The organism is Falsiroseomonas tokyonensis (assembly GCF_019024325.1).
In the GTDB taxonomy this organism is placed as follows: domain Bacteria; phylum Pseudomonadota; class Alphaproteobacteria; order Acetobacterales; family Acetobacteraceae; genus Falsiroseomonas; species Falsiroseomonas tokyonensis.
On sequence record NZ_JAFNJS010000004.1, the window covers coordinates 584,337 to 608,456 of the forward strand.

The following is a 24,120-nucleotide window of genomic DNA, read 5'->3' on the forward strand; positions in this document are numbered from 1 at the left end:
CAGCCACCGACCTTATGGGGCAGGCGACCAGACCTGACGGTCAGGAGTCGCGCTCGTCCCGGTCCTCGCGGTCGTCCGTGCCGCTATCCTCGCGGTCCCGGTCCATCGCCCGGTCGAGCGCCCGGTCCAGGCCGCGGTCGCCACCGCGGTCCCCGCCCCGATCGGCGCTGCGCTCGGGGCCGCGCTCCGCATGCCGCTCACGGTCCTGGCCATTGCCATTCTGGTGGCCATAGGGTGCGGACTGGGTGACCTGCACGGCCCCCTCGCCGCCTTCGCCCTGCGGCGCGCCGGCCTCCCCGCCCTCCTGCTCGGTGCCATTCGGGTAGCGGCGCTGCGGCGGATAGGGCTGGCCGCCCTGCTGCTGCTGCGCCTGGCTCATGGCGTTCAGGATGCGGAAATAGTGCTCGGCGTGCTGGAAGTAGCTTTCCGCCATCACCCGGTCGCTGGCGCCGGTCGCGTCGCGGCCCAGCTGCAGATACTTCTCGAACAGCTGCTGCGCCGTGCCGCGCAGGCGCATATCCGGGCCGTTGCTGTCGAAGATGTGGTTGCGGTTCATCGGCTGGTGGCCACCGCCACCTCCGCCGCCGCCCCCGCCGCCACCGCCCTGGCGATACGGCCCACCGCCGCCGCCGCCCCCGCCGCCGTGGCGATTGCCGCCACGGCCGCGCATGCGTTTCATGTTCATCGTGATGGCGTTCGCCGTCTCGCAATCGCGCCGCCGGAACGGGGCAGGCCCCACCGGAAACGCTGGATTATCGGGTTGCGTCGTCGCGGCTGGCCGGCATGCGAAAAGGGCCAATGGCCCCGCATCGCCTACGCCCGGCCGCTTCTGCCGGCGGAGGGGGGCCGCATCGCAGGCCCCACGCCGCCTGCATAGCTTAATCCGCTATGGCCGGACCGCCAACCGGTTTTTTTGCGAGAACCAGCGCACGTTCCACGCCGCCGAGGTCCCGGCGGCAGGAAAGCGGCGCCAGTCCCGCCGCCAGGGCCAGCCCTTCCACCGTCTGGCGCTGCCCCTGGCCCAGTTCCAGCACCGCGACGCCGCCCGGCGCCAGCAGCCCCGGCAAGGCCTGGGCCAAAGCGCGGTAGGCAGCCAGCCCATCCGCCCCGCCATCTAGCGCCAGCGCCGGCTCGTAGCGCGCCACCTCCGGCATCAGGCCGGGAATGGCGGCGGATTCGATATAGGGGGGGTTGGAGAGGACCAGGTCGAAGCGCCCGTCCAGGGCGGTGGCCCAGTCGCCGGCCAGGAAGGCGCTGCGCCCGGCTAGGCCATTCGCCGCCGCATTGGCCGCGGCCAGGGCGGCGGCGGCCGGGGCCCGGTCCAGGCCGATGCCGAAGGCGCGCGGACGCTCGGACAGCACCGCCAGCAGCAGGCAGCCCGTGCCGGTGCCGAGGTCCAGGATGTGCAGCGGGGCGGCGACGTCCGGAAAGGCCTCCAGCGCCGCCTCGACCAGCGATTCGGAATCGGGGCGCGGGATCAGGCTGGCCGGGGAGACCGCCAGGTCCAGCGTCCAGAACCCCTGCCGGCCGAGGATATGCGCCATGGGCACATGCGCCAGCCGGGCGGCCAGCCCAGCCCGGAAGCGCGCCACGGCCTCCGGCGGCACGGCGGCGCGGCTGTCGCGCAGAAGCTGCTCCGGCGTCGCGCCCATGGCATGGCCCAGCAGCAGCCGGGCTTCCAGGCGCGGACTTTCGATGGCGGCCGCGCGCAGCATCTGCCCGGCCTGGCAGAGGAAGGCGCCGACCGACTCGCCCGGCTCGCAGGCGCTCATTCGCCCTCGGCGGCCAGGCGGGCGGCCTCGTCCTCCGCGGTCAGGGCGCCGATGATCTCCTCGAACTCGCCCAGCATCACGCGGTCGATCTTGTGCAGGGTCAGGCCGATGCGGTGGTCGGTCACGCGCCCTTGAGGAAAATTGTAGGTGCGGATGCGCTCGGAGCGGTCGCCGGTGCCGACCTGGCCCTTGCGGTCCGCGGCGCGCACGCCGGCGACGCGGGCGCGCTCCGCCTCGTACAGCCGGGCGCGCAGCACCTTCATGGCCTTGGCCTTGTTCTTGTGCTGCGACTTCTCCTCCTGCATCGCCACCACCACGCCGGAGGGGATGTGGGTGATGCGGACGGCGCTGTCGGTCTTGTTCACATGCTGCCCGCCTGCACCGGAGGCGCGGTAGGTGTCGATGCGCAGGTCGGATTCGTTGATGTGCACGTCGACCTCCTCCGCCTCCGGCAGCACGGCGACGGTGACGGTGGAAGTATGGATGCGCCCCTGGGTCTCGGTCGCCGGTACCCGCTGCACCCGGTGCACGCCGGATTCGAACTTCAACTTCGCAAAGACCCCGCGGCCCTCGATGCCGGCGGTCGCGCCCTTCACGCCGCCCAGGTCGCTGGCGTCGTAGTCCAGGATCTCGAAGCGCCAGCCCTGCGTCGCCGCATACCGCTGATAGGCGCCGAACAGCTCCGCCGCGAACAGCGCGGCCTCGTCACCGCCGGCGGCGGGGCGGATTTCCAGGATGGCGCTGCGGCTGTCCGCGGCATCGCGCGGCAGCAGCATCAGGCGGATCTCGCGCTCCATCTGCGGCAGGCTGTCGCGCAGCTGGTAGAATTCGGCCTCGGCCAGTTCCCGCATCTCGGGATCCGCCAGCATGGCCTCCGCCTCGTCGCGCGCCTTTTCGGCGGCGCGGTATTCCGAGACCTTGGCCACCAGCGGCTCCAGCTCGGACAGTTCCTTGGACAGCGCGCCGATCTGCGCCCCATCCGCGGTGTTCAGCGCGTGCCGCAGCTCGTCCGCCCGGCTCAGCAACCGGTCGAGTTTTTGCGGCAGGCTCATGCGGACAGGCGGGCGACCGCCTCCGCCAACGGCACCGTTTCCTGGCTGCCGGCATCGAGGTCGCGCAGCTGCACCTGGCCCTGCGCCAGCTCATCCTCGCCCAGGATCAGCGCGGCGCGGGCCGAGAGCTTGTTCGCACGCTCCATCCGCCGCTTGAGATTGCCCTTATAGGCAATCTCCGCCACCACCCCGGCGCAGCGGAGGTCCTGCAGCAGGCCCAGCGCCGCAGCCTCCTGCGCCTCCCCCACCGGAATCACCGCCACGGGGCGCGGCGCCGGAGGTGCCGCGGCCAGCAGCATGGACAGCCGCTCCACCCCCGCCGCCCAGCCGACGCAGGGGGTCGCGGGGCCGCCCATCTCCTCGACCAGCCCGTCATAGCGGCCGCCCGCCATCACGGTGCCCTGGGCGCCGAGCCGGTCCGTGACGAATTCGAAGGCGGTGTGGCTGTAGTAGTCCAGCCCCCGCACGATCCGCGGATTTTTCCGAGTTGGCACGCCGAGCGTGCCCAGGTGCTTCAACACGGAATCGAAGAAGGCCGAGGCTTTTTCGGTCAGGAAGGGCTCGATGGTCGGCGCGGTGGCGACGATGCGCCGGTCGCCCTCATCCTTGCTGTCCAGGATCCGCATCGGGTTCTTGTCCAGCCGGATCTTGCTGTCGGCCGAGAGGCTGTCCTGGTGCGCGGTGAAGTGGGCGACCAGCGCGGCGCGATAGGCGTCGCGGCTTTCCGCGTCACCCAGCGTATTGATCTCCAGCACCACGCCCTCGCTGATGCCAAGTTCACACAGGATGTGCCAGCCGGCGGCGATTACCTCGGCATCGGCCAGCGGCTCCGCCGCCCCCAGCACCTCGGCGCCGATCTGGTGGAACTGCCGGTAGCGGCCCTTCTGGGGGCGCTCGTAGCGGAACATCGGGCCGGCGTAGAAGACCTTGCGCGGCAGGTTGGACTGGGTGAGGCCGTTGGAGACCAAGGCGCGGCAGATGCCGGCGGTATTTTCGGGCCGCAGGGTGATGGAATCGCCGCCGCGATCCTCGAAGGAATACATCTCCTTGGAGACGACGTCGGAGGTCTCGCCCAGGCTGCGGGCGAAGACGCCGGTCGCCTCGAAGATCGGCGTCGCCCATTCCTCATAGCCATACAGCGCGGTGACGCGCCTTGCGGCCGAGATCACGTGGTGATGCGCCCGGAAATCCTCGCCGATGAGGTCACGGGTGCCACGGACGGGCTGAAGCGCAGGGTTTGCCATGGCGAGGCGGGTAGAACGCCGCGCGGGCGACGGCAAGGGGCCAGCAGGCGGTGCCGGCCGGCCGTCCCCGCAGAGCGCCCTTCAGCCCCGCAGCAACCCCGGCAATTCGTCCAGCGAATGGATCATGCGCGCGGGGGTGCCGGGCAGCCGCTCGGGGGGCTGCCCCTGCCGGTTGCACCAGACCGCCTGCATGCCGAAGGCCGCCGCCGCATGCGCGTCCCAGGCATTGGAGGAGATGAAGGCCACCGCCTGTTCCGGCAGGCCGAGGCGATCCAGCGCCAGCTGATAGACAAGCGGGTCCGGCTTGAAGGACTGCACCGCATCCACGGACAGCACCGCCTCGAAGTCCGCGTCCAGTCCGGCGGCGGAGACCGCGCTCGCCAGCATGTCCGGCGAACCGTTGGACAGGACGGCAGCCCGGAAGCCGCCCTGCCGCAGGGCGGCGAGCGTGGCCGGCACCTCCGGGAAGGCGCCCAATGTCCGGTACAAATCCATCAGCCTGTCCCGCAGGCCCGGCTGTCCTGCCAGGTCCAGCGCATCAAGCGCATGGTCCAGCGCGTCCCCGGTCACCTGCCAGAAGGGCACGTAGCGGCGCTGCAGGCCGCGGAGCCAGGAATACTGAAGCTGCTTGTCGCGCCACAGCGCCGTCAGCGCGCCGGCCTTGTCACCCAGGGACGCGGTGCAGCCGGATGCGGCGGAGGCAAAGTCGAACAGCGTGCCATAGGCATCGAAGACGCAGGCGCGGATGCCCGTCAGCATGCCAGGACCTGCCGGGGCATCATTCCGCCGCCTGTGCCGGCTCGGCCGCCGCCGCCACTTCCGCCGCCTTCTCGGCCTTCATCTTGGCCGCCCGTGCTTCCACCAGCTGCACGATGTGCTCGACCATCTCCTCGGTCTTCACCGTATGGCTGGTCTTGCCCATGCCATAGACCATGTGGGTGCCCGCCCCGCCGCCGGTCAGGCCGATATCGGTCATCAGCGCCTCCCCCGGCCCGTTCACCACGCAGCCGATGATGGACAGGCTGATCGGCTGGTCGATATGGGCCAGCCGGTCCTCCAGCTTCTCCACCGTGCGGATCACGTCGAACCCCTGCCGGGCGCAGGAGGGGCAGGAGATCACCTTCACCCCGCGATGCCGGATGTGCAGCGACTTCAGCAGGTCCCAGCCCACCGCGACTTCTTCCTCGGGCTCGGCACTCAGCGAAACCCGCAGCGTATCGCCAATCCCGGCCCAGAGCAGCGAGCCCAGCCCGATGGCGGATTTCACAGTCCCCGCCCGGCGCCCACCAGCCTCGGTGATGCCGATATGCAGCGGATGGTCGCAGGCCTCGGCCAACTGCTGATAGGCGGCCACGGCCAGGAAGACGTCGGAGGCCTTCACGCTGATCTTGAACTCGTCGAACCCCTCCTGCAGCAGGTGGTCGGCGTGCCACAGGGCGGATTCCACCAGCGCCTCCGGGTTCGGCTCGCCGTATTTCTCCAGCAGGTGCTTTTCCAGGCTGCCGGCATTCACGCCGATGCGGATGGAACAGCCATGGTCGCGGGCGGCCTTCACCACCTCCTTCACCCGTTCCTTGCTGCCGATATTGCCCGGGTTGATGCGCAGGCAGGCGGCGCCGGCCTCCGCCGCCTCGATGGCGCGGCGGTAGTGGAAATGCACATCGGCGACGACCGGGACATTCACCTCCCGCACGATCTCGGCGAGTGCCGCGGTCGCCTCCTCGGTCGGGACGGAGACGCGGACGATGTCCACACCCGCCAGCTCCGACTTGCGGATCTGCGCGATGGTCGCCGCCGCATCCTCGGTCGGCGTATTGGTCATGGTCTGCACGGTGATCGGGCTGTCGCCGCCCACCGGGACCCGGCCGACATGGATCAACCGCGACTTGCGGCGGGTGATCTCCTGGTAGGGGCGGTAGGACATGGGCTTTCCCTGATCTCTGCCGTGTTCCCCCTCAGCATAAGGTGCCGAGGCCCCCTCTCACAGGGGTTGCGCGCCCAGCTATCGCGCCGGCGTGACGGCGGCGGTGGCGCCGTTCGGCCGCTGGCGCAGCCGGTCCGGGGCCAGGGAGATGTTGCGGCGGACGCCCACCTGCCCCTCCAGCACCTCGGAGACGACGCCATCGACCACGATATCCAGCCCCTGGGCGCGGCCGGTATCCAGCAGCAGATTGTCCCGCAGCGGCACGCCCCAGGCCTCGCCCGGGCGCAGCACGCGGTTCAGCAGCACCTGGCCGCTGCGCGCATCCCGCACCTGCACCCAGGACCCGTCCGGACTGTCGGACCGGGCGCGCAGCGCGACGCGGGTGCCTTCGGGCAGGCCGGGGATGACGACGGCCGGCTCCGCCGCCGGGGCCGGCGCGGCCGCCACGGGCGCGGGCGGCACCACGGGCGGCGGCGGCACGGTGGCGGCCTGGGCGGAGGTATTGGCGGCAGGTCCCGACGACGTCGCGGCCAGCCCGCCCGGCGGCGGCAGCGCGCCCATCGGCAGCGCGCCCACAGGCGATGCACCGGTTGGGGTGGAGGGACGGGCGGGCTCGCGCCCCGGCAGCTGGCTGCGGCCCTGCTCCACCGCGGCCTCCAGCCGCTGCGGCACCGGCGGCACCACATCCACCGTGCGATTGCCCGATCCCGAGACATTGTACCAGGCGACATAGGCGCCGATCGCCAGCACCGCGCCCACCACCACCACGGCACCCGCCGGCACGCCGCGTTCCGGCACCGGCTCGGGGAAGACCAGGTTGGTCTTGCGGTTCACCGCGGCGCCCGAAAGGTCGCGGAAGCGCCGCACCATCTCATCCGCGTCGAGGCCCAGCGCCACCGAATAGGCGCGCACGAAGCCCACCGCATAGGCCGGCCCCGGCAGGTCGCGGATGCGGCCTTCCTCCAGCGCCTCCAGATACGGCCTTCGGATGCGCAGGCGCTGCGCCATCTCCTCGACGGAAAGGCCGAGCGAGAGGCGCGAATCGCGCAGCTCCTCGCCCACACGGGCCGCCTCGGCGCCGCTTGTCTCGTTCTGACGGGGGGTGCGTTTCAGGTCATAAGCCACGGTTGTGACACCTACCGCGCGGCCACTTGGCCCGCAAAGCGATTCCGGTGGCCCCGGTCCGGAATCTCAGTCGCCTGCCTTCGGCCAGGCGCCGCACCCGTCTGCCACCGGAGGGTTTTAACCTTGCCGGGCCGCCAAGGCCATGGCGGCTTGTGTGACGAGTTCCTGCACGATCTCCGCCACCGGCTGTTCCCGCGTCACCAGCCCGACGCTCTGGCCCGCCATCAGCGACCCGTTCTCGACATCGCCGTCGATCACCGCGCGGCGCAGCGCGCCGGCCCAGAAATGCTCGATCTCGAGCTGCGCCGCGCCCTTCTCCACCTCGCCCGCCAGGAAGCGGCGGATGGTTTCCGCCTGATGCTCCAGGAAGCGGCGCGTGCCGCCATTCTGCAAGGCGCGCACCGGGATCACGGGGAAGCGTTCGTCCAGCTGCACCGTGGGCAGCGCATCCCGCGCCGCGCCGCGGATGAAGGCCTTCTTGAAGTTCGGATGGGCGATGGATTCGGTGGCGCAGACGAAGCGCGTGCCGAGCTGCGCACCTGCCGCCCCCATCTCCAGGTAGGAGAGGATCGCCTCCCCCCGCCCGATGCCGCCGGCGACGAAGACCGGGACATCGCGGATATGCGGCAGGATTTCCTGCGCCAGCACGGTCAGCGAGACGGGGCCGATATGCCCGCCGGCCTCGCTGCCCTCGATCACCAGCGCATCGGCGCCCGATCGCACCAGCTTTTTCGCCAATGCCAGGGCCGGGGCGAAGCAGACCACCTTGGCGCCGCCATCCTTGGCCGCCTTGATGGCGGAACCGGGCGGGATGCCGCCGGCGAAGACGATGTGACCCACCTTGTGGTCGATGCAGGTCTGGACGAGTTGTTCCAGCCGCGGGTGCATCGTGATCAGGTTCACGCCGAAAGGTTTTTGGGTCAGCGCCTGGGTGGCGGCGATTTCCTCCGCCAACCGCGGCGGCTCCATTGCGCCGCAGGCGATGACGCCGAAGGCGCCGGCATTGGACAGCGCCGCCACCAGGTTGCGCTCGCTGACCCAGGACATGGCGCCGCCCATGATGGCATAGCGGCTGCCGAAGAAGGCGGCACCGCGCGCCATCAGCGCATCGATCGCGGCCAGCGCCTCGGCCGGCGGGGGGGCGGTGGCCTGGGTCAGCGCATCCATCGCCTCAGCCCTCGCCGCGGCGGGCGGGCTCGGGCCCGTCCAGCCCATAGGCGGTGTGCAGGGCGCGCACCGCCAGCTCCGTATAGTCGGCGGCCACCAGCACGCTGACCTTGATCTCGCTGGTGGAGATCACCTGGATATTGATGCCCTTCTCCGACAGCGTCTTGAACATGGTCGACGCCACGCCCGCATGGGTGCGCATGCCAATGCCGACGACGGAGATCTTGGCGACATCCGGATCGGCGACCAGCGCCTCGAAGCCGATCTGCGCCTGCTCCTTCTCCAGCAGGTCGCGCGCCCGCGGCAGGTCGGTGCGGCCGAGGGTGAAGGTCATGTCCGTGGTGCCATCGGCGCCCAGGTTCTGGACGATCATGTCCACATTCACATTGGCTGCCGAAAGCGGGCCGAAGACGGAGGCGGCGATGCCGGGCCGGTCCGGCACGCGGCGCAACGTCACCTTGGCCTCGTCCCGCGAATAGGCGATGCCGGACACGATGGGCTGTTCCACGATCTCATCCTCATCCACGACAAGCGAGCCTGGCTTGTCCTCGAAGCTCGACAGCACCTGCACCCGCACCCGCTGCTTCATGGCGAGTTCGACGGAACGGGTCTGCAACACCTTGGCGCCCACCGAGGCCAGTTCCAGCATTTCCTCGTAGGAAATCTTCTCCAGCTTGCGGGCGCGGGGGACGATGCGCGGGTCGGTGGTATAGACCCCGTCGACATCGGTGTAGATGTCGCAACGGTCGGCCTTGACCGCCGCGGCGATGGCGACCGCCGAAAGGTCGGACCCGCCGCGGCCCAGCGTGGTGACGCGGTTGTCCGGGCCGATGCCCTGGAAGCCGGCGACGACCGGCACCTGGCCCATCTTCATCCGCTCGATCAGCAGCGCACCCTCGATGGTGTCGACGCGGGCCTTGCCATGCGCATTGTCGGTGCGGATCGGCACCTGCCAGCCCTGCCAGGAGCGCGCATCCACGCCGATGGTCTGCAGCGCGATGGCCAGCAGGCCGATGGTCACCTGCTCACCCGTGGCGACCACCGTGTCGTATTCCCGCGCATCATGCAGCGGCGACAGCTCCTGGCACCATTTCACCAGCTGGTTGGTCACGCCGGACATGGCGGAGACCACCACGGCGACCTCATGGCCGGCCTCCACCTCGCGCTTCACGCGGCCGGCCACGTTGCGGATACGGTCGAGATCGGCGACGGAGGTGCCGCCGAACTTCATCACGATGCGGGCCATGCTCGGGTCCGGGGGGTGGGTCCAAGGGATCGGGCGAGGCAACCCCTGTTGCGCCTCGCCGGGGCGCGGACAGATAACGGGGGCAGGGCCGGCGGGCAACCATGTCCCGGCCTCCAGGCGGGGGATTGCAGCCATGAGTGGCACGACGCTGGCGGCGGAGCGGGCCAAGTTCGACGCGCTGGCGGACCGCTGGTGGGACCCGGACGGCCCGATGAAGCCGCTGCACCGGATGAACCCGCTGCGCACCGGTTGGATCGCGGACCGCCTGGGCGGGCGGAACCTGGCGGGCAAAACCATCCTGGATGTCGGCTGCGGCGCCGGCCTCGCCTCCGAAGCCTTTGCCCGGATGGGCGCCAGCGTGACGGGGCTGGACGCCGCCGGCGCGGCGCTGGCAGCCGCCCGTGCCCATGCGGTGGCCGGGGGGCTGACCATCGACTACCGCCAGGGCGGGCCGGAGGACCTGCTGGCCGAGGGTGCGCGCTTCGATGCCGTGGTGGCGCTGGAGGTGATCGAGCATGTGGAGGACCGCGCCCAGTTCCTGGCCGCGCTGGCCACCCTGGCCAAGCCGGGCGCGCCGATCTTCCTCTCGACGCTCAACCGCACGGCGAAATCCTTCCTGATGGCCAAGCTCGGCGCCGAATACCTGCTGCGGCTGCTGCCCATCGGCACGCATGACTGGCGGATGTTCGTCTCGCCCGGGGAGCTCGGCGCCGCGCTGCGCCCTGCCGGCTACCGCATCACGGAGCTGACCGGCATGGCCATGACCCCCGGCGGCCAGTGGCGGGAGACGCGGGACCTCGCCGTGAACTACCTGGCGATGGCCCTTCCGACCTGACGGGTGGCGTCAAGCCACGCTTATCCCCCGAAGCGGTGGATGGAGCTGTGGACAAGTCGAGGATGGCGCTGTGGGATCCCTGGCGTCAGCTTCCCTCGCCGCGAGGTTCTTCCAATGTTCGCGCGCACCGCGAAAATATAAAGCAGCCACACCCTGTATCCAATAAGCAACAGCGAGACTTATCCCCATTCGCGGGGGTAAAGCTGTGGAGAAGGGGCCCGGAAAGTTCAGCTTCGATTGACGCCGCGGCGACTTGACTCGCAGAGCTTGCCGAAACGCCAAGGCGTCCTGCGCGGCGTTCAATCCCACGGCACGGTGATATTTCGAACTGCCAATGGCAGGGGCGGGCCGCTGAGAGACCGTTCGAGAATGCCGGCGGCTGAGGGACCGCAGGCGATTTTTCGTCCCCGCAAGGCGGGCGGTGCGGCCGATGCTGGGTGCATCGGCAAGCCGCCCAACGCCGCAGGGGCGGAAAAGCGCCACGGAACCGACCCGTCCGGTGTTCTCAAACGGTCTCTTGGCCGGGCAGCCATCCCGCAAAAGCCTGCCGCAGCTGCTCCGCCTGCTCAGGCATCAGCTCCGCCTCATGCCGGGCGGGCACCGCCTTGTTGCGATAGGTGAAGGCGAAGCGCTGCACCCAGACCCGCACCAGCCAGCTGGGGCAGGCGATGCCGAAATCGGCCTTGATGGCGGCAATGGCCGCATCGGTGCGGAAGGCGCAGGTGGCATAGTCCAGCTTCAGGGTGGCCGGCAGCCCGGCCCAGATTGCGTGCTCGCCCAGGTAGCGCCGGACGCCTGCCGCCGCATCCTCCAGCGTCTCGAATTCGGAAAAGGCCCGCTCGCCCCGGCTGCGGGCCAGCCGCCCGGCATCGAGCAGGGAGAGGCAGATATCGCGCGGGTCGCGCCAGTTCACATGCGCCGAGACCAGCCCCTGCGCCGCCAGCGCTCGGTATTCCGCCACCCAGTCCGGCCCGGGGCAGGCATGGGTCTTCACCACCAGGATGCGCGACCCTGCCGCCGAGACCAGCCCGCGCAGCGCCTCCGCCGTCAGCTCCTGCGCGAAATTGACCTTATGCCCGCCGGGCAGCAGCGCCGCCGGCAGCTTCGGCTGGCGATGCCCACCGAGCCGCGCCACGCCTTTGGCCAGTTCGAAGGCGAGCGTGCTGCCGGATTTGGGGATGCCGTAGCTGAAGACGAGCATGGCGCCCCCCCCCGTCCTCAGCCGTCGGCGCGCGGCACCCAGGGCAGGCGGGCGATGTCGATCCCGTCCTCGGCCAGGGCCTCGGCCTCGGCCTCCGTCGCCTCGCCATAGATGCCGCGGGCCTCGACCTCGCCATTATGGATCTTGCGCGCTTCCTCGGCGAAACCGTCGCCGACATAGTCGCAGGACTTCTCCACCTCGGCCCGCATCCGCTGCAGCATCGCCAGAAGCTGGGCCGGGATCGGCCCGGCGGCGACTCGCTGGGACATGCCGCCGCCCGACTCCGCCGGCGGTGCGGACGGTGCGGCGGCCGGCGCCTCGGCGGGCTTGGCCTCCGGCGCTTCCTGCGGCACGGGCGCCGCCTTGCGGCGGGACTTGCGGACGGCCGGCGCCATCAGGGCGCGCGTCACCTGGGTATTGCCGCAATGCGGGCATTCCACCAGGCCGGCGGCGGCCAGCTTCTCGAAGCCGGCACTGTCCTGGAACCAGCCATCGAATTCGTGGGGGCTGCTGCAGCGCAGCTGGTAGTGGATCATGCCGCGCCGCCCCTTCTGCCCGGCATCAGCGCGCCAGCAGCGGGTCGAGCCCGCCCTGGCGGTCCAGCGCCATCAGGTCGTCGCAGCCGCCGATATGCCGGCCGTCGATGAAGATCTGCGGCACGGAGGTGCGCCCGCCGGAGCGGGCATTTGCCTCCCGCCGCGCCTCGGAGCCGTTCGGGGCGTACTTCTCCTCGAACTCCACGCCCTTGCGCGTCAGCAGGGCCAGCGCGCGGGCGCAGTAGGGGCAGAAATCCTGGGTGTAGATCTCGATCTTGGCCATGGTGCTGAAATCGGGCCGCGCGGGGCCGCGGTCAAGCCTCTGCCTGCAGGCGGGGGTCGGGCACCCGGGCGGCGGCCAGCACATCCACGGCCGCGGCCCCGGCTTCCAACAGGGCCCGGGCGCAGGCCTCCGCCGTGGCGCCGCTGGTCATCACGTCATCCACCAGCAGCACCCGGCGCCCCGTCACAAGCCGCGACCCGGCGGCGGTCAGGCGGAAGGCGCCGGCCAGCAGCGCCGCGCGCTCCGCCGCGCCGCGATCGCCGAGCGGCGGCGTGGCGCGCGGCCGGCGCAGCAGGTCCGGGATGCAGGGCTTCTGGGACAGCGCCGCCAGCCGGCGGGCCAGCAGCGCCGATTGGTTGTACCGGCGGGCCAGCAGCCGGCGCCAATGCAGCGGCACGGGGGCCAGCAGATCGGCGCGGGCCAGCAGCGCGGCGCCGGATTGCGCCATCATGGCCGCCAAAGCGGTGGCGAGTTCCGGCCGGTCCGCATGCTTGAAGGGCAGGATCAGCCGCTGCGCGCCCGCATCGTAGCGCAGCGCCGCGCGGGCGGCTTCGAAGGCCGGCGGCCGTGCCAGGCAGCCGGGGCAGAGCCCGCCGGGCCCCGCCTGGCCGGCATGGATGAAGGGCACGCCGCAGCGCGGGCAGAAGGGGGCGGTGATGCGGTTCAGCCCGCGGAAGCAGTCGCCGCATTGCGTGCCCTGGCGCTCGACCGGTTGTTCGCAGGTCAGGCAATGCGGCGGCAGCAGCGCATCCAGCACGCCGCGGCCGAGCCGCCGGACCAGCCTGCTACCAGGCGCCGAAGGGGGCATCGCCATCGCGTTCCACCGCATGGACCAGGTCGATTTCCCAGGCGAGGTAGGCGCGCATGGCCGCCTCGATGCCGCTGTTGCGGTCATAGGGCCGCAGATGGGCGTCGATGCAGGCCTCATCCGGCGGGGTTTGGCGGTCCGAGGCCAATGGGAAGCCGGCCGCCTGCCAGGCCGCCGTGCCGCCTTCCAGCACCGCGACCTCCGCCAGGCCGAGCCCGCGCAGCTCCGCCGCCCCCAGCGCGGCGAGGTCGTCGGAGGGGGCCGCGACGGCGACGGGCCGCCCGGCCGGCAGCCGCGGCAGCAGGGCGGCGAGCCGGGTCCGCACGCCCCAGAGGGCGCCGGGAATATGCCCGGCCCGGAAAGCCAGCGAGCGGGCGAGATCGACCACCGCCACCCGCCCGCCCCGCACCGCATCCGGCGCCACGCGCGGCATCTCGGGTCGCAGGGGTTCGGGTAGGCGCGGCACCATGGCGCCGGCCTCGAGCGGTCCTTCCAGCCCGCCGGCCAGCACAAAAACCTCCCAACCGCCCAGCTGGCGCAGCCAGCCGGCGGTCATGGCGGCGCGGGTGCCGGTATCGTCCACCAGTACCAGGCGGGCGCCGCGCACCGCGACAAAGCCATCCGACGCCTGCACCAGCTGCCCGCCCGGCGCGCTGACCGCGCCCGGCAGGTGTCCCGCCACGAATTCGGCGGGGTCGCGCACATCCAGCAGGTAGGTGCTGCGCCCGGCCTCGGCCTGCATCGCCGCCAGGCCGGCGCGATCGGTCCAGCGCACCCCCACCCCCTCGGCAAATATCTGGGCCCGCGCAAAAGTCGCGGCGGCATCGGCGGGCGTGCCCTCGGCGTAGCGGTCCTCGCGGCCGCGGCGGCACGAAAAACCGGCCAGCTCCCAGCCCATGGTGCCGTTGCGCAGCGCCACCACGCGGTTCGGCAGGCCGGCGCGGCGCAGGGTCTCGGCGCCCAAAATGGAGCGGGTGCGGCCGGCGCAGTTCACCACGACGGTGGTTTCGGGCCGGGCCAGCATGGAGGGCACCCGATAGGCCAGCTCCGCCCCCGGCACGCAGGTGGCGCCGGGGATGGACATGGCGCGGAATTCCGCCAGCGGACGGCTGTCCACCACCAGCAGGTCCGCGCCCGCCGCCTGCATGGCGGCGAGTTCCGCCGCATCGACCGAGGGGGTTGCGTAATGGTGCTCCACCCACTCGCCAAAAGCCTTGGAGGGCACGTTGACGCCGGAAAACAGCTCGTAGCCCGCCGCCGCCCAGCCGGGCGCGCCGCCCTCCAGCACCGCGACATCCGTGCAGCCAAGGCTTTGCAGAACGGCCGCCAGGCGCTCGGCCAGGCCCTCACCGCCATCGGTGCAGACCACGCGCACATCGCGGCGCGGCAGCAGCAGGGGCGCACGCAGTTCCGCCTGGGACAACGGACAAGGCACCGCCCAGAAGAGGTGGGAGGCGCCGAACTCCCCTTCCTCCCGCGCATCCAGGATGGCGAGTTCCTGCCCGTCCCGCAGCCAGGCCTTCAGGGTGGCGGGGGCGATGTCTGGCGTCATGCGCGGCGAGTCCTTGATCCCTGGGCAAAAGGCTAGACCCGCTTGCCGCCGGGGCGAAGCGGGCGCATCTGCCGGGGATGGATGCGATGCAGGTTTTCGACCGCCGGCTGGTGCGCCGCCGGCGCGACCGGGCGGTGGCCACGGTGGATCAGGTGGCGCCGATCCTGGCGGATTGCGCGGAGCGGCTGCTGGATCGGCTGGACGATACGACGCGCCGCTTCAGCCGGGCGCTGGAGATCGGTGGCCGCGGCGTGGTGGCGCCGATGCTGCAGGCGCGCGGCATTTCCTCGGTGATCTCCGCCGACCTCTCGCCCGCCATGGCGGCGAAGGCCGGCGGCCTGGCAGTGGCGTCGGATGAGGAATTCCTGCCCTTTGCCCCCGAAAGCTTCGACCTGATCGTGGCCTCCCTGTCCCTGCATTGGGTGAACGATCTGCCGGGGGCGCTGATCCAAATCCGGCGGGCGCTGGCGCCGGATGGGTTGTTCCTGGCCTCCCTTCCCGGCCTCGGTACCTTGCAGCCGCTGCGCCAGGCCTTGGCAGAGGCGGAAAGCACCCTGCGCGGCGGCCTTTCGCCCCGCATCTCACCCTTCCCGGAGCTGCGCGATGCCGCCGGCCTGCTGCAGCGCGCCGGCTTCGCCCTGCCGGTGGCGGATATGGAGGAGGTGGCAATCGCCTATCGCACCCCCTTCGCCCTGCTGGCCGATCTGCGCGCAGCCGGCGAGGGCAATGCCGTGCTGGCGCGCGACAAGCGCACCCCGCCGCGGGCCCTGTTCCCCATGGCGGCCGCGGCCATGCCGGATGGCCCGCAGGGCATCGCGCCCAGCCTGCGCCTGCTGATGCTGACCGGCTGGGCGCCGCATGACAGCCAGCAGAAGCCCGCCCGCCCCGGCAGCGCCACGCATCGACTGGCGGATGCGCTGGGCACGGTGGAGCGCAAGGCGGGCGAGGTCCCCAACTAGCAGCCCAGCCCTGCAGCGCCGCGCCTTGCATCCCCGGGGGGCGCAGCGCACATTCAGGGCCTTGTTTGCAGCAGTCTCGGGCGGTCCAAAGCATCATGGAGCAGCAGGGCGGCGAAAGCCGTCGCATCACGATCCACAGCCCCGCGGATTTCGAGGGGATGCGTCGCGCCGGCCGCCTGGCGGCCGAAACCCTCGACATGATCACCCCGCATGTGCAGCCGGGGATCACCACCGAGGCGATCGACCGGCTGATCCACGACTTCATCCTGGCGCATGACGCGATCCCGGCGACGCTGGGCTATCGCGGCTACACCAAATCCTCCTGCACCTCGATCAACCACGTGGTCTGCCACGGCATCCCGGGTGAGCGCGTGCTGCTGGAGGGCGACATCGTCAATATCGACGTGACCGTCATCCTGGATGGCTGGCACGGCGATACCAGCCGCATGTACGTCGCCGGCACGCCGTCCACCAAGGCGCGGCTGCTGATGGATGTCACCTACGAATCCATGATGCGCGGCATCGGCGCCATCAAGCCGGGCGCCACGCTGGGCGATATCGGCCACGCCATCCAGGCCTATGTGGAGCGCAACCGCTTCTCCGTGGTGCGGGATTTCTGCGGCCATGGCATCGGCCGGCGCTTCCATGAGCCGCCGAACGTGCTGCATTTCGGCCGCCCCGGCGAAGGCCCGGTGCTGCGGCCCGGCATGTTCTTCACCGTGGAGCCGATGGTGAATGCCGGACGGCCGGAGGTGAAGGTGCTGGACGATGGCTGGACCGCCGTGACCCGCGACCGCAGCCTCTCGGCCCAGTTCGAGCACATGGTCGGCGTCACCGAGGACGGGGTGGAGATCTTCACCATCTCCCCCATCGGCCAGCACCGCCCACCCTACGCCTGAACCCCCTGCCAGGCGCCGTCGGGCCAGGAAACTGGCTTGACGGCGCCGTTGCGTCGACGGTATGTGAATGTTCATCACATTTGCATAGCCAGCCGTGACCCTTGCCCCCCTGCTCTCCGCCGCCCCCGTCATCCAGCTGCATGCCTTCGCCGCCCTCGGCGCCCTGGCCCTCGGCGGCATCCAGCTGCTGGCGCCCAAGGGCGGCGGCCGCCACCGTGCCATGGGCTGGGTCTGGGTGGCGCTGATGGCCGTCGTCGCCCTCTCCTCCTTCTGGATCGCCACGCGCGGGCATCTCTCCTGGATTCATCTCATCTCGGGCTGGGTCCTGCTGCTGCTGCCGATCGCGGTGCTGGCCGCCCGGCGCGGCCGGATCCGGTCGCATCGGCGGGCCATGGCCTCGCTCTTCCTGGGCGGACTCATCATCGCCGGCGGCTTCACCCTGCTGCCCGGCCGCATCATGGGCGCCGTGGTCTTCGGCTGGTGACCGCAACGGTTGAATATCCCGCCCCCTCGTTGCACCATCCTCTCGGGGTGCAGGGGGACAGGATGGCCCGCAAGCCGCAATTCGCGCCGCAATTCTCCGAGGCCAGCGCCGGCTTCGCCGGGCTCTTCACGCCCACGCCCATGGCGGAGGAGGCGCCGCCGCCTGGTCATCTCGGCCATCGCGCCCGCATGCGCGCCCGGCTGTTGAATGCCGGGCCGGACAGCCTGCTGGACCACGAGATGCTGGAAATGCTGCTGTTCCAGGCCCTGCCGCGCCGCGACACCAAGCCCATCGCCCGCGCCCTGCTCACCCGCTTCGGCAGTTTTGCCAATGCCATCGCCGCGCCGGTGCGCGAATTGACTGAGGTCGAAGGCATGGGGGAGGCCGGCGCGGCGGCGCTGAAGACCGTCCACGGCGCGGCGCTGCGGCTGATGCGGGCGGAAATCCGCGACCAGCCGGTGCTGAACAACTGGGACCGGCTGATCGCCTACCTCAACGCCGCCCTGGCCCGCGATTCCATCGAGCAGTTCCGCCTGCTCTTCTTGGATTCGAAAAACCGCCTGATCGCCGACGAGGCGCAGGCGCGCGGCACCGTCAACCACACGCCCGTTTACCCGCGGGAGGTGGTGAAGCGCGCGCTGGAGCTGCAGGCCACGGCGCTGATCCTGGTGCACAACCACCCCTCCGGCGATCCCACCCCCTCCCGCGCCGATATCGAGATGACGCGGGAGGTGAAGGCCGCCGCCAGCGTGCTCGGCATCGCCCTGCACGATCATCTGATCGTCGGCAATGGCCGCCACCTGTCCTTCCGGCGGGAGGGGCTGCTGTAGCGCACGCCCCCCGCGATTGACCGCCCGGGCCAGGCTTCGGCACACTGCACGCACATGCACCGCTCCCTCACGCTGATCCCCGCCCTGCTGCTCGGCCTGCTCGTCGGCGGCGACGCGCTCGGGCAGGGGAAGCCATCGCCGGGGCAACCGGGCGCCAGGTCCGGCTTCCCGCCGCTGCCCACCACCAAGCCGCCTGCCCTGCCGCCGGTGGGGGCGCCAGGACCGCAGGCTGGCAATTCCGGCAAGCCCGGCGGCCCGCCCGCCGCCGGCACCGGGCGCATGGTCTCCTCCGGCACCGGCTTCGTGGTGGCGCAGGGGCGGGCACTGACCAATGCCCATGTTGTGGAGCGCTGCCGCGCCATCCGCGTACGCACCGCCTCGGGCCAGGATGTCACCGCCCGCGTGCTGCGCGCCGACCGCCAGCGCGACCTGGCGCTGATCGAGGTGCCGAACGACGCCGGCCCGCCACTGGCCTTCCGGCGGGAGATGAACATCCGCCGCGGCGAGGGCGTGGTGACCTACGGCTTCCCGCTGGCCGGCATGCTCTCCTCCGGCCCCACCCTGACCACCGGGGAGGTCTCGGCCCTGGCCGGCCTGGCCGACGACCAGCGGCAGTTCCAGATCTCCGCCCCCGTGCAGCCCGGCAATTCGGGCGGGCCGCTGCTGGACCTGTCCGGCCAGGTGGTGGGGGTGATCGTCTCCAAGCTCAACGCCGCCCGCGTGGCGCAGCGCACCGGCGACATTCCGCAGAACGTGAACTTCGCGGTGAAGGGGAATGAGGCGGTGGAATTCCTGCGGGGCGCCGGGGTGACGCCCACGCTGCGCGACGGCCCGCCGCGCACGGCCGCGGAGGTGGGCGAGATCGCCCATCCCTCCACCCTCTTCATGCGCTGCATGGGCTAGCGTTTCCGCACCGCCCCCGCGACCACCGCAGCCAGCAGCACCGAGGCCACCCACCACGGCTGCCAGACGCCGAAGGACAGCTGCCCCGTCACCACGGCCGAGATCGCCATGCCGAAGCCGGCCGGGCTGGCGCCGGCCGCCAGCAGCGCCGCCGCCCCCAGCGCCGCCGCCAGCACCGCGCCCACCAGGCCCAGCTCCAGCCAGATCTGCAGCGCCGCGTTATGCGTATGCAGCGGCAGGCGCCGCGCCGCCGGCACGCCGAACCACTGGCGCGCCTCCGGCGAGTTCAGCCCATACTGCGCCAGCTTGTCGGCCGGGAAATTCTCGCTGCCGCCGGGAATGGACCGGCTGGATTCCATGCCCCAGCCGAGCAGCGGCTTCTCGGCGATGCGGTCCACCACGAAATCCCAGATCAGCACCCGATGCGCGGCGGAACGCGGAATCGGCTCCAGCGAGGGCGCCCGCTCCAGCGCCAGGGCAAAGACCAGCGGCGCCGCCAGGCTGAAGGCGGCAAAGGCCAGCGCGGCCAGGCGCGGTGCCGCGCGCGGCAGCAGCGCCACGGCGCCCGCCGCCAGGATCCCCGCCACGGCTGCAATCTTCGCCGAATCCGCCGGCAGCCACAGCGCCACCGCCAGCCCCGCCGACACCAGCACGGCCCGCAGCGCCCAGGCCATCGGCACCGCCAGCACCAGCGGCAGCAGCAGCACCATCAGCGACACGGCCGGCTTCAAGCCGAAGCTAATGGCCGGCATGTCCGGAAAGCCGCGCACCGCCAGCCGCAGCCAATTGCCGCTCGCATGATCCAGCGCCGCCAGCAGGATCCCCACCGCCAGCCCGCCCGCCAGCGCCAAGGCCAGCCGTCGCCCGGCCGCGGGCTCCTCCGCCAAGGCGCGCGCCGTCATCAGTGCCAGGCCCAGCAGCGCCGCCAAACCGCCGATCGTCTGCAGGGCGCGCGCAGGCTCCGGCGACCACAGCGCCGCCACGCCGCACCAGCCCAGCAAGGCCACTGCCAGCCAGGCCACCAGCCCCATCCGCGGCCAGGGCCACACCCCGCGCACCAGCCGATGCGTCGCCACCGCCGCCACCAGCGCCAGCGTCACCGCCAGCGCCATCGTCCGGAACTGCAGCACCGCAATGCCCGGCGCCACCGCCAGCAGCACCGCCACCGGCGTGGCCGCGCTCCGCCGCCAGGACATCACCTCAGCCTTCATGAACGGCGCCCCCCATGCCGCTCCGGCTCCAGCCGCGCCTTCAGATAGGACAGCAAGGGGAAGGCCCCCGTGCAGAAGGCCAGCAGCACGCCCCAGGCGCCCTCCCGATACCCCTTGCGGCTGACATAGGACTTGAAGGCGCGGGAGACGAAACGCCGCAGATTGCCGGCCAGGGACCCGATCTCTCCGCTCGCCAACAGATCCGCCGCCTTGGCCGAGGAATACTTGTCCAGCCGCCGCAGCATGTCCGACACATCCCGGTCGACCAGATGCACCAGCGCCCCCTGCTCGATCCGCGGCCCCTGCTCCCCCACCCAGTCCAGCCCCGGATGCACCCGCTGCGCCCGCCACCGCTTGGCACCCCGCAGGAACAGCCGCGGCACCGAGGTCGTGCCGAAACTCCCGGCCCAACCATGGCGGATCAGCCGGTCACCCACATAGTTGTCGACCATCACCTGATGCCAGGCGAAGCGGGACTCACCGATCACCCGCCGCACCGCCTCCGCCAGATCCGGACTGACCCGCTCATCCGCATCCACCTCCAGCACCCAGTCCCCGCCACACGCCGCAATCCCCGCATTGCGACGCTCCCCCTCCAGCTCCCAGGCCCCCTCCAGGACCCGCGCTCCCGCGGCTCGCGCCAATGCCGCAGACCCATCCGTGCTGCGATCCAGCACCACCACCACCTCATCCGCAAAGGCCACCGACGCCAGACACGCCGGCAGTCGCTGCTCCTCATTCCGCGCGACGATCAGCGCGGACAGGCGGGGGTGGGACATCGGGGTCGGCCTCGGCAGGGCGTGAAGGTGGCGCGGGTTATGGCAGGCGGCGCTGCCCCCTGCACCCCCGCCGAAGGGAAAGGGGGTTTCCCGGAATCCCATGAGGCTGCAGCCTCACCGAGATCCATCCGATCAGCATGGCGGCCATGGCGACGGCTGCCCCCCCAGGACCTCATGGGCTTCGAGCCCTGGAACCTGCAAGGGCCCGCACCTTCCCCTCCCGCCCCCGCCCTTCTGCTTCAATCCGAACGGCTTCCGGTGTAGAGTTGCGGCAAAGCTTCAGGACGCACCTCCATGGCCCGCATGGTCAGCAATCCGGGCGGCAGCAATCCGGCCGTGGGCGACCGGATCGCCGCGGCCGGCCGCCGCTTCGCCTCGCCCGCCGTCAAGGCCGCCATGAAGCGGCGGCTGGCGGAGCTGGTGGCGCTGGTGCTGGTCCTGTTCGGCCTGGTGCTGGGCCTGGCGCTGGCCAGCTATGACCCGGCCGATCCCTCCTTCTCCACCGCCACCAGCCAGCTGACCACCAACCTGGCCGGGCCGATCGGCGCGCATGCGGCGGATCTGCTGCTGCAGGGCTTCGGCTATGCCGCCTTCCTGCTGGTGGCTTGCCTGATGACCTGGGCCTGGCGGCTGGCGACGCATAGGGGCCTGTCTCCCTTCGCGCTGCGGCTGGCCTGCCTGCTGGCGGCGCTGCCGCTGCTGGCGGCGACGCTGATCCTGCTGCCGCTGCCCAGCGAAGCGCCGGCCGCGGCCGGGCCGGGCGGCGCCGCGGGCCCTGTGGTGGCGCAGGCGGTTCTGGGGCTGCTGCGCGACCTGCTGGGCCCGGTCGGCGCCGGCATCGCGCATATCGTGCTGGCTGTGCTGACCGGGCTGATCGCCTTCGTCGCGCTGGGGCTTTCGCTGGGCGAATGGCGCCGCGCCGGATCGGTGGCCGGCAGCGCCGCAAGCGCCACCGCGCGGACCGCGGCCGCCCGCGCCCGGCAGGTGGGGGAGCATGTGCCGCCCGGCCTGGTCGCCCGCGTCCTGTCCTGGCCCTTCCTGGCAGTAGGCCGGGCCGTGGGCGGCGCCGTGCGGCGGCGGCGGGAGCGGGAGACACCGCTGGCCGAGATGCTGCGCAATGCCGATGCGCTGGTCGAGGATGCGCCGGCTGCCGCGCCGCGCCGGCGCGAACCCTCCTTCGAGGGAGGTGCCGCGGAGGCCGCCCCGCAGCCGGCACCCCGCGCCGCCGCGCCGGCCGCCCCCGCCGCGACGCGGGGCAAGCCCGCCGCGCCGCGCGTGGCGGACCGCGCCGCGCCGCCCAAGCCGGTGGCCAATGCGCGCCAGGGCATGCTGGATCTGCCCGATGGCAGCTGGCGCTTCCCACCGCTGTCGCTGCTCGCCGCGCCACCCGCCCGCCGCGCCACCGGCCCTTCGGAGGAGGCGCTGCAGGGCAATGCGCGGATGCTGGAGACGGTGCTGGAGGATTACGGCGTGCGCGGCCGCATCGCCGAGATCCGCCCCGGCCCGGTGGTGACGCTGTATGAGCTGGAACCCGCCCCCGGCACCAAGTCCGCCCGTGTCATCGGCCTGGCGGACGATATTGCCCGATCCATGTCCGTCACCGCCGTGCGCATCGCGACCGTGCCGGGCCGCAACGTGATCGGCATCGAGCTGCCGAACAGCAAGCGGGAGATGGTCTATTTCTCCGAGATGATGATGGCGGAGGACTGGCATCGCCACCAGGCGAAGCTGCCCCTGGCCTTGGGCAAGGATATCGGCGGCGCGCCGGTGATCGCCGACCTCGCCCGCATGCCGCATCTGCTGATCGCGGGCACCACCGGCTCGGGCAAGTCGGTCGGCATCAACACTATGATCCTGTCGCTGCTCTACCGCTTCACGCCGGATGAGTGCCGCTTCATCATGATCGACCCGAAGATGCTGGAACTGTCGGTCTATGACCGCATCCCGCATCTTCTCGCCCCGGTCGTCACCGAACCGGCCAAGGCCATTGGCGCCTTGAAGTGGACGGTGCGGGAGATGGAGAAGCGCTACCGCGCCATGTCCCAGCTCGGCGTCCGCAATATCGGCGGCTACAACGAGAAGGCGGAAGCGGCCCGCGCGCGCGGCGAGGTGCTGACGCGCCGCGTGCAGGTCGGCTTCGACCCCGAGACCAACAAGCCGCTCTTCGAGGACCAGCCTTTGGCGCTGGAGCCGCTGCCGATGATCGTGGTCGTCATCGACGAGATGGCCGACCTGATGATCGTCGCCGGCAAGGATATCGAGGCCGCGGTGCAGCGCCTGGCGCAGATGGCGCGCGCCGCCGGCATCCATGTGATCATGGCCACCCAGCGCCCGTCCGTGGATGTCATCACCGGCACCATCAAGGCGAACTTCCCGACCCGCATCAGCTTCCAGGTCACGTCGAAGATCGACAGCCGCACCATCCTCGGCGAAATGGGCGCCGAGCAGCTGCTGGGCCAGGGCGACATGCTGCACATGGCCGGCGGCGGCCGCATCAGCCGCGTGCACGGCCCCTTCGTCACGGATGACGAGGTGGAGGCCGTGGTCGCCTTCCTGCGCGAGCAGGCCGAGCCTTCCTATATCGAGGAGGTGACGGAGGTGGACGAGGATGCGGCCGGGCCGGATCTCTCCGGCATGCTCGGCGGCAATACCGATGGCGAGGCTTCGCTCTATGACCAGGCGGTGGACCTGGTGACGCGAGAGGGCAAGGCCAGCACCAGCTTCGTCCAGCGCCACCTGAACATCGGCTACAACCGTGCCGCCAAGCTGATCGAGCAGATGGAGAAGAACGGCGTGGTGGGGGCTGCCAACCATGTCGGCAAGCGCGAGGTGCTGGCGCCGGGGCCGCGCGACTAGCCGAGGCCGCGCCGCGACACTGATGCGCCTGCCTCCGCGCAGGGCATCGGGCCCTACCTCGGTCGGCCTGCGCCCGTCGGGCCCGCCGGCGGCCTAGGTGCGCAGCCTGGCCAGATAGGCGCCGAGCTCGCTACCCAGACCAGGCGGCGCAGCGCCTCGGCCGCGCCGGGCTCGGCCGTGGCCTGCACCAGCCGGCCGAGATCGGCGCTGGCGGTGGCCATGCGGGCGCTGAAGATCGCGGCCTTGGCGTCGCGGAACAGCAGGTCGTCATAGCCGCGCTGCAGCCCGGCCAGGTGCCAGCCGCCGGCGATGGCCGCGGCCAGGGCGACGAAGGCGGTCAGCAGGGCGGGCAGCAGGATCTTGGCTGCGATCGGCAGGTTGCGCAGGGGGTCGGGCACCGGCGGGGACCTTGGCTCGGATGCCGCAGTCTGCGCCCCCAGCCTTGCGTCCGGGT

General features: G+C 71.5%; 24 protein-coding genes. 7 read left to right on the forward strand and 17 right to left on the reverse strand.

Annotated elements, in window-relative coordinates; genetic code table 11:
- Positions 1 to 40: 40 nt before the first annotated feature.
- The 9 genes from J3S20_RS31250 to J3S20_RS16460 form a co-directional block, all read right to left on the reverse strand.
- Positions 41 to 556 carry a DUF4167 domain-containing protein gene (locus tag J3S20_RS31250; protein WP_379793688.1) on the reverse strand — a complete coding sequence of 172 codons (516 nt, stop codon included), beginning with the start codon at positions 554 to 556 and terminating at the stop codon, positions 41 to 43.
- A 322-nt stretch (positions 557 to 878) separates the two neighbouring features.
- Positions 879 to 1,772, reverse strand: coding sequence for a peptide chain release factor N(5)-glutamine methyltransferase (gene prmC / locus J3S20_RS16425; protein WP_216837562.1), 894 nt, complete (start codon positions 1,770 to 1,772; stop codon positions 879 to 881).
- Positions 1,769 to 2,824: a peptide chain release factor 1 gene (gene prfA / locus J3S20_RS16430; protein ID WP_216837563.1), complete on the reverse strand. Its 1,056-nt coding sequence runs from the start codon at positions 2,822 to 2,824 to the stop codon at positions 1,769 to 1,771. The genes prmC and prfA overlap by 4 nt, the downstream gene beginning before the upstream one ends.
- Positions 2,821 to 4,068 (reverse strand): histidine--tRNA ligase, encoded by a 1,248-nt coding sequence (hisS, locus tag J3S20_RS16435; RefSeq protein WP_216837564.1) that lies wholly within the window; start codon positions 4,066 to 4,068, stop codon positions 2,821 to 2,823. The genes prfA and hisS overlap by 4 nt, the downstream gene beginning before the upstream one ends.
- 81 nt (positions 4,069 to 4,149) lie before the next feature.
- Complete coding sequence (locus J3S20_RS16440) at positions 4,150 to 4,827, reverse strand: haloacid dehalogenase type II (protein WP_216837565.1); 678 nt, start codon at positions 4,825 to 4,827, stop codon at positions 4,150 to 4,152.
- Between the two features lie 19 nt (positions 4,828 to 4,846).
- On the reverse strand, positions 4,847 to 5,992 hold the full coding sequence (ispG, locus tag J3S20_RS16445) for a flavodoxin-dependent (E)-4-hydroxy-3-methylbut-2-enyl-diphosphate synthase (RefSeq protein WP_216837566.1): 1,146 nt from the start codon (positions 5,990 to 5,992) through the stop codon (positions 4,847 to 4,849).
- 78 nt (positions 5,993 to 6,070) lie between these two features.
- Positions 6,071 to 7,117 carry a helix-turn-helix domain-containing protein gene (locus J3S20_RS16450; protein ID WP_216837567.1) on the reverse strand — a complete coding sequence of 349 codons (1,047 nt, stop codon included), beginning with the start codon at positions 7,115 to 7,117 and terminating at the stop codon, positions 6,071 to 6,073.
- Positions 7,118 to 7,234: 117 nt separating this feature from the next.
- The gene (locus J3S20_RS16455; RefSeq protein ID WP_216837568.1) at positions 7,235 to 8,284 is read right to left on the reverse strand and encodes an NAD(P)H-dependent flavin oxidoreductase; all 1,050 of its coding nucleotides are present in this window, start codon (positions 8,282 to 8,284) and stop codon (positions 7,235 to 7,237) included.
- A gap of 4 nt (positions 8,285 to 8,288) precedes the next feature.
- On the reverse strand, positions 8,289 to 9,530 hold the full coding sequence (locus J3S20_RS16460; protein ID WP_216837569.1) for an aspartate kinase: 1,242 nt from the start codon (positions 9,528 to 9,530) through the stop codon (positions 8,289 to 8,291).
- 133 nt (positions 9,531 to 9,663) lie between these two features.
- Here J3S20_RS16460 and ubiG point away from each other — a divergent pair, with 133 nt between their 5' ends.
- Positions 9,664 to 10,365 (forward strand): bifunctional 2-polyprenyl-6-hydroxyphenol methylase/3-demethylubiquinol 3-O-methyltransferase UbiG, encoded by a 702-nt coding sequence (gene ubiG, locus J3S20_RS16465; RefSeq protein WP_216837570.1) that lies wholly within the window; start codon positions 9,664 to 9,666, stop codon positions 10,363 to 10,365.
- Positions 10,366 to 10,870: 505 nt separating this feature from the next.
- On the opposite strand, the gene J3S20_RS16470 is transcribed toward ubiG, so the two are convergent.
- Genes J3S20_RS16470 through J3S20_RS16490 form a run of 5 tightly spaced genes read right to left on the reverse strand, consistent with a single transcriptional unit; the run spans position 10,871 to position 14,745 of the window.
- The gene (locus J3S20_RS16470) at positions 10,871 to 11,566 is read right to left on the reverse strand and encodes a hypothetical protein (RefSeq protein WP_216837571.1); all 696 of its coding nucleotides are present in this window, start codon (positions 11,564 to 11,566) and stop codon (positions 10,871 to 10,873) included.
- 17 nt (positions 11,567 to 11,583) lie between these two features.
- Entirely contained in the window at positions 11,584 to 12,102 is a 519-nt protein-coding gene (locus tag J3S20_RS16475) for a DUF1178 family protein (RefSeq protein WP_216837572.1), read from the reverse strand.
- 25 nt (positions 12,103 to 12,127) lie between these two features.
- Positions 12,128 to 12,385: a glutaredoxin 3 gene (grxC, locus tag J3S20_RS16480; protein WP_216837573.1), complete on the reverse strand. Its 258-nt coding sequence runs from the start codon at positions 12,383 to 12,385 to the stop codon at positions 12,128 to 12,130.
- 31 nt (positions 12,386 to 12,416) lie between these two features.
- Positions 12,417 to 13,199 (reverse strand): double zinc ribbon domain-containing protein, encoded by a 783-nt coding sequence (locus J3S20_RS16485; protein WP_216837574.1) that lies wholly within the window; start codon positions 13,197 to 13,199, stop codon positions 12,417 to 12,419.
- A complete protein-coding gene (locus J3S20_RS16490) occupies positions 13,171 to 14,745 on the reverse strand; it encodes a rhodanese-like domain-containing protein (RefSeq protein WP_216837575.1) in 1,575 nt (524 codons plus the stop codon). The genes J3S20_RS16485 and J3S20_RS16490 overlap by 29 nt, the downstream gene beginning before the upstream one ends.
- Before the next feature lie 86 nt (positions 14,746 to 14,831).
- Between J3S20_RS16490 and J3S20_RS16495 the strand changes: the two genes are divergently transcribed.
- The 5 genes from J3S20_RS16495 (at position 14,832) to J3S20_RS16515 (ending at position 18,820) form a co-directional block, all read left to right on the forward strand.
- On the forward strand, positions 14,832 to 15,704 hold the full coding sequence (locus tag J3S20_RS16495) for a methyltransferase domain-containing protein (protein ID WP_246602875.1): 873 nt from the start codon (positions 14,832 to 14,834) through the stop codon (positions 15,702 to 15,704).
- 95 nt (positions 15,705 to 15,799) lie between these two features.
- Positions 15,800 to 16,603: a type I methionyl aminopeptidase gene (map, locus tag J3S20_RS16500; RefSeq protein ID WP_216837577.1), complete on the forward strand. Its 804-nt coding sequence runs from the start codon at positions 15,800 to 15,802 to the stop codon at positions 16,601 to 16,603.
- Positions 16,604 to 16,697: 94 nt separating this feature from the next.
- Positions 16,698 to 17,087, forward strand: coding sequence for a DUF2306 domain-containing protein (locus tag J3S20_RS16505; RefSeq protein ID WP_216837578.1), 390 nt, complete (start codon positions 16,698 to 16,700; stop codon positions 17,085 to 17,087).
- A 140-nt stretch (positions 17,088 to 17,227) separates the two neighbouring features.
- A complete protein-coding gene (radC, locus tag J3S20_RS16510) occupies positions 17,228 to 17,917 on the forward strand; it encodes a RadC family protein (RefSeq protein ID WP_246602949.1) in 690 nt (229 codons plus the stop codon).
- Between the two features lie 54 nt (positions 17,918 to 17,971).
- On the forward strand, positions 17,972 to 18,820 hold the full coding sequence (locus J3S20_RS16515) for a S1C family serine protease (RefSeq protein ID WP_216837580.1): 849 nt from the start codon (positions 17,972 to 17,974) through the stop codon (positions 18,818 to 18,820).
- Here the strand turns inward: J3S20_RS16515 and J3S20_RS16520 are convergent.
- Both J3S20_RS16520 and J3S20_RS16525 read right to left on the reverse strand, forming a co-directional pair.
- Positions 18,817 to 20,031, reverse strand: coding sequence for an O-antigen ligase family protein (locus tag J3S20_RS16520; protein WP_216837581.1), 1,215 nt, complete (start codon positions 20,029 to 20,031; stop codon positions 18,817 to 18,819). The genes J3S20_RS16515 and J3S20_RS16520 overlap by 4 nt on opposite strands.
- Positions 20,028 to 20,810, reverse strand: coding sequence for a glycosyltransferase family 2 protein (locus J3S20_RS16525; protein WP_216837582.1), 783 nt, complete (start codon positions 20,808 to 20,810; stop codon positions 20,028 to 20,030). The genes J3S20_RS16520 and J3S20_RS16525 overlap by 4 nt, the downstream gene beginning before the upstream one ends.
- Positions 20,811 to 21,104: 294 nt before the next feature.
- On the opposite strand from J3S20_RS16525, the gene J3S20_RS16530 reads away from it, so the two are divergent.
- Positions 21,105 to 23,666 carry an FtsK/SpoIIIE family DNA translocase gene (locus J3S20_RS16530; RefSeq protein ID WP_379793689.1) on the forward strand — a complete coding sequence of 854 codons (2,562 nt, stop codon included), beginning with the start codon at positions 21,105 to 21,107 and terminating at the stop codon, positions 23,664 to 23,666.
- 53 nt (positions 23,667 to 23,719) lie between these two features.
- Here the strand turns inward: J3S20_RS16530 and J3S20_RS16535 are convergent, their stop codons facing one another.
- Entirely contained in the window at positions 23,720 to 24,064 is a 345-nt protein-coding gene (locus tag J3S20_RS16535) for a hypothetical protein (protein ID WP_216837583.1), read from the reverse strand.
- Positions 24,065 to 24,120: the final 56 nt, after the last annotated feature.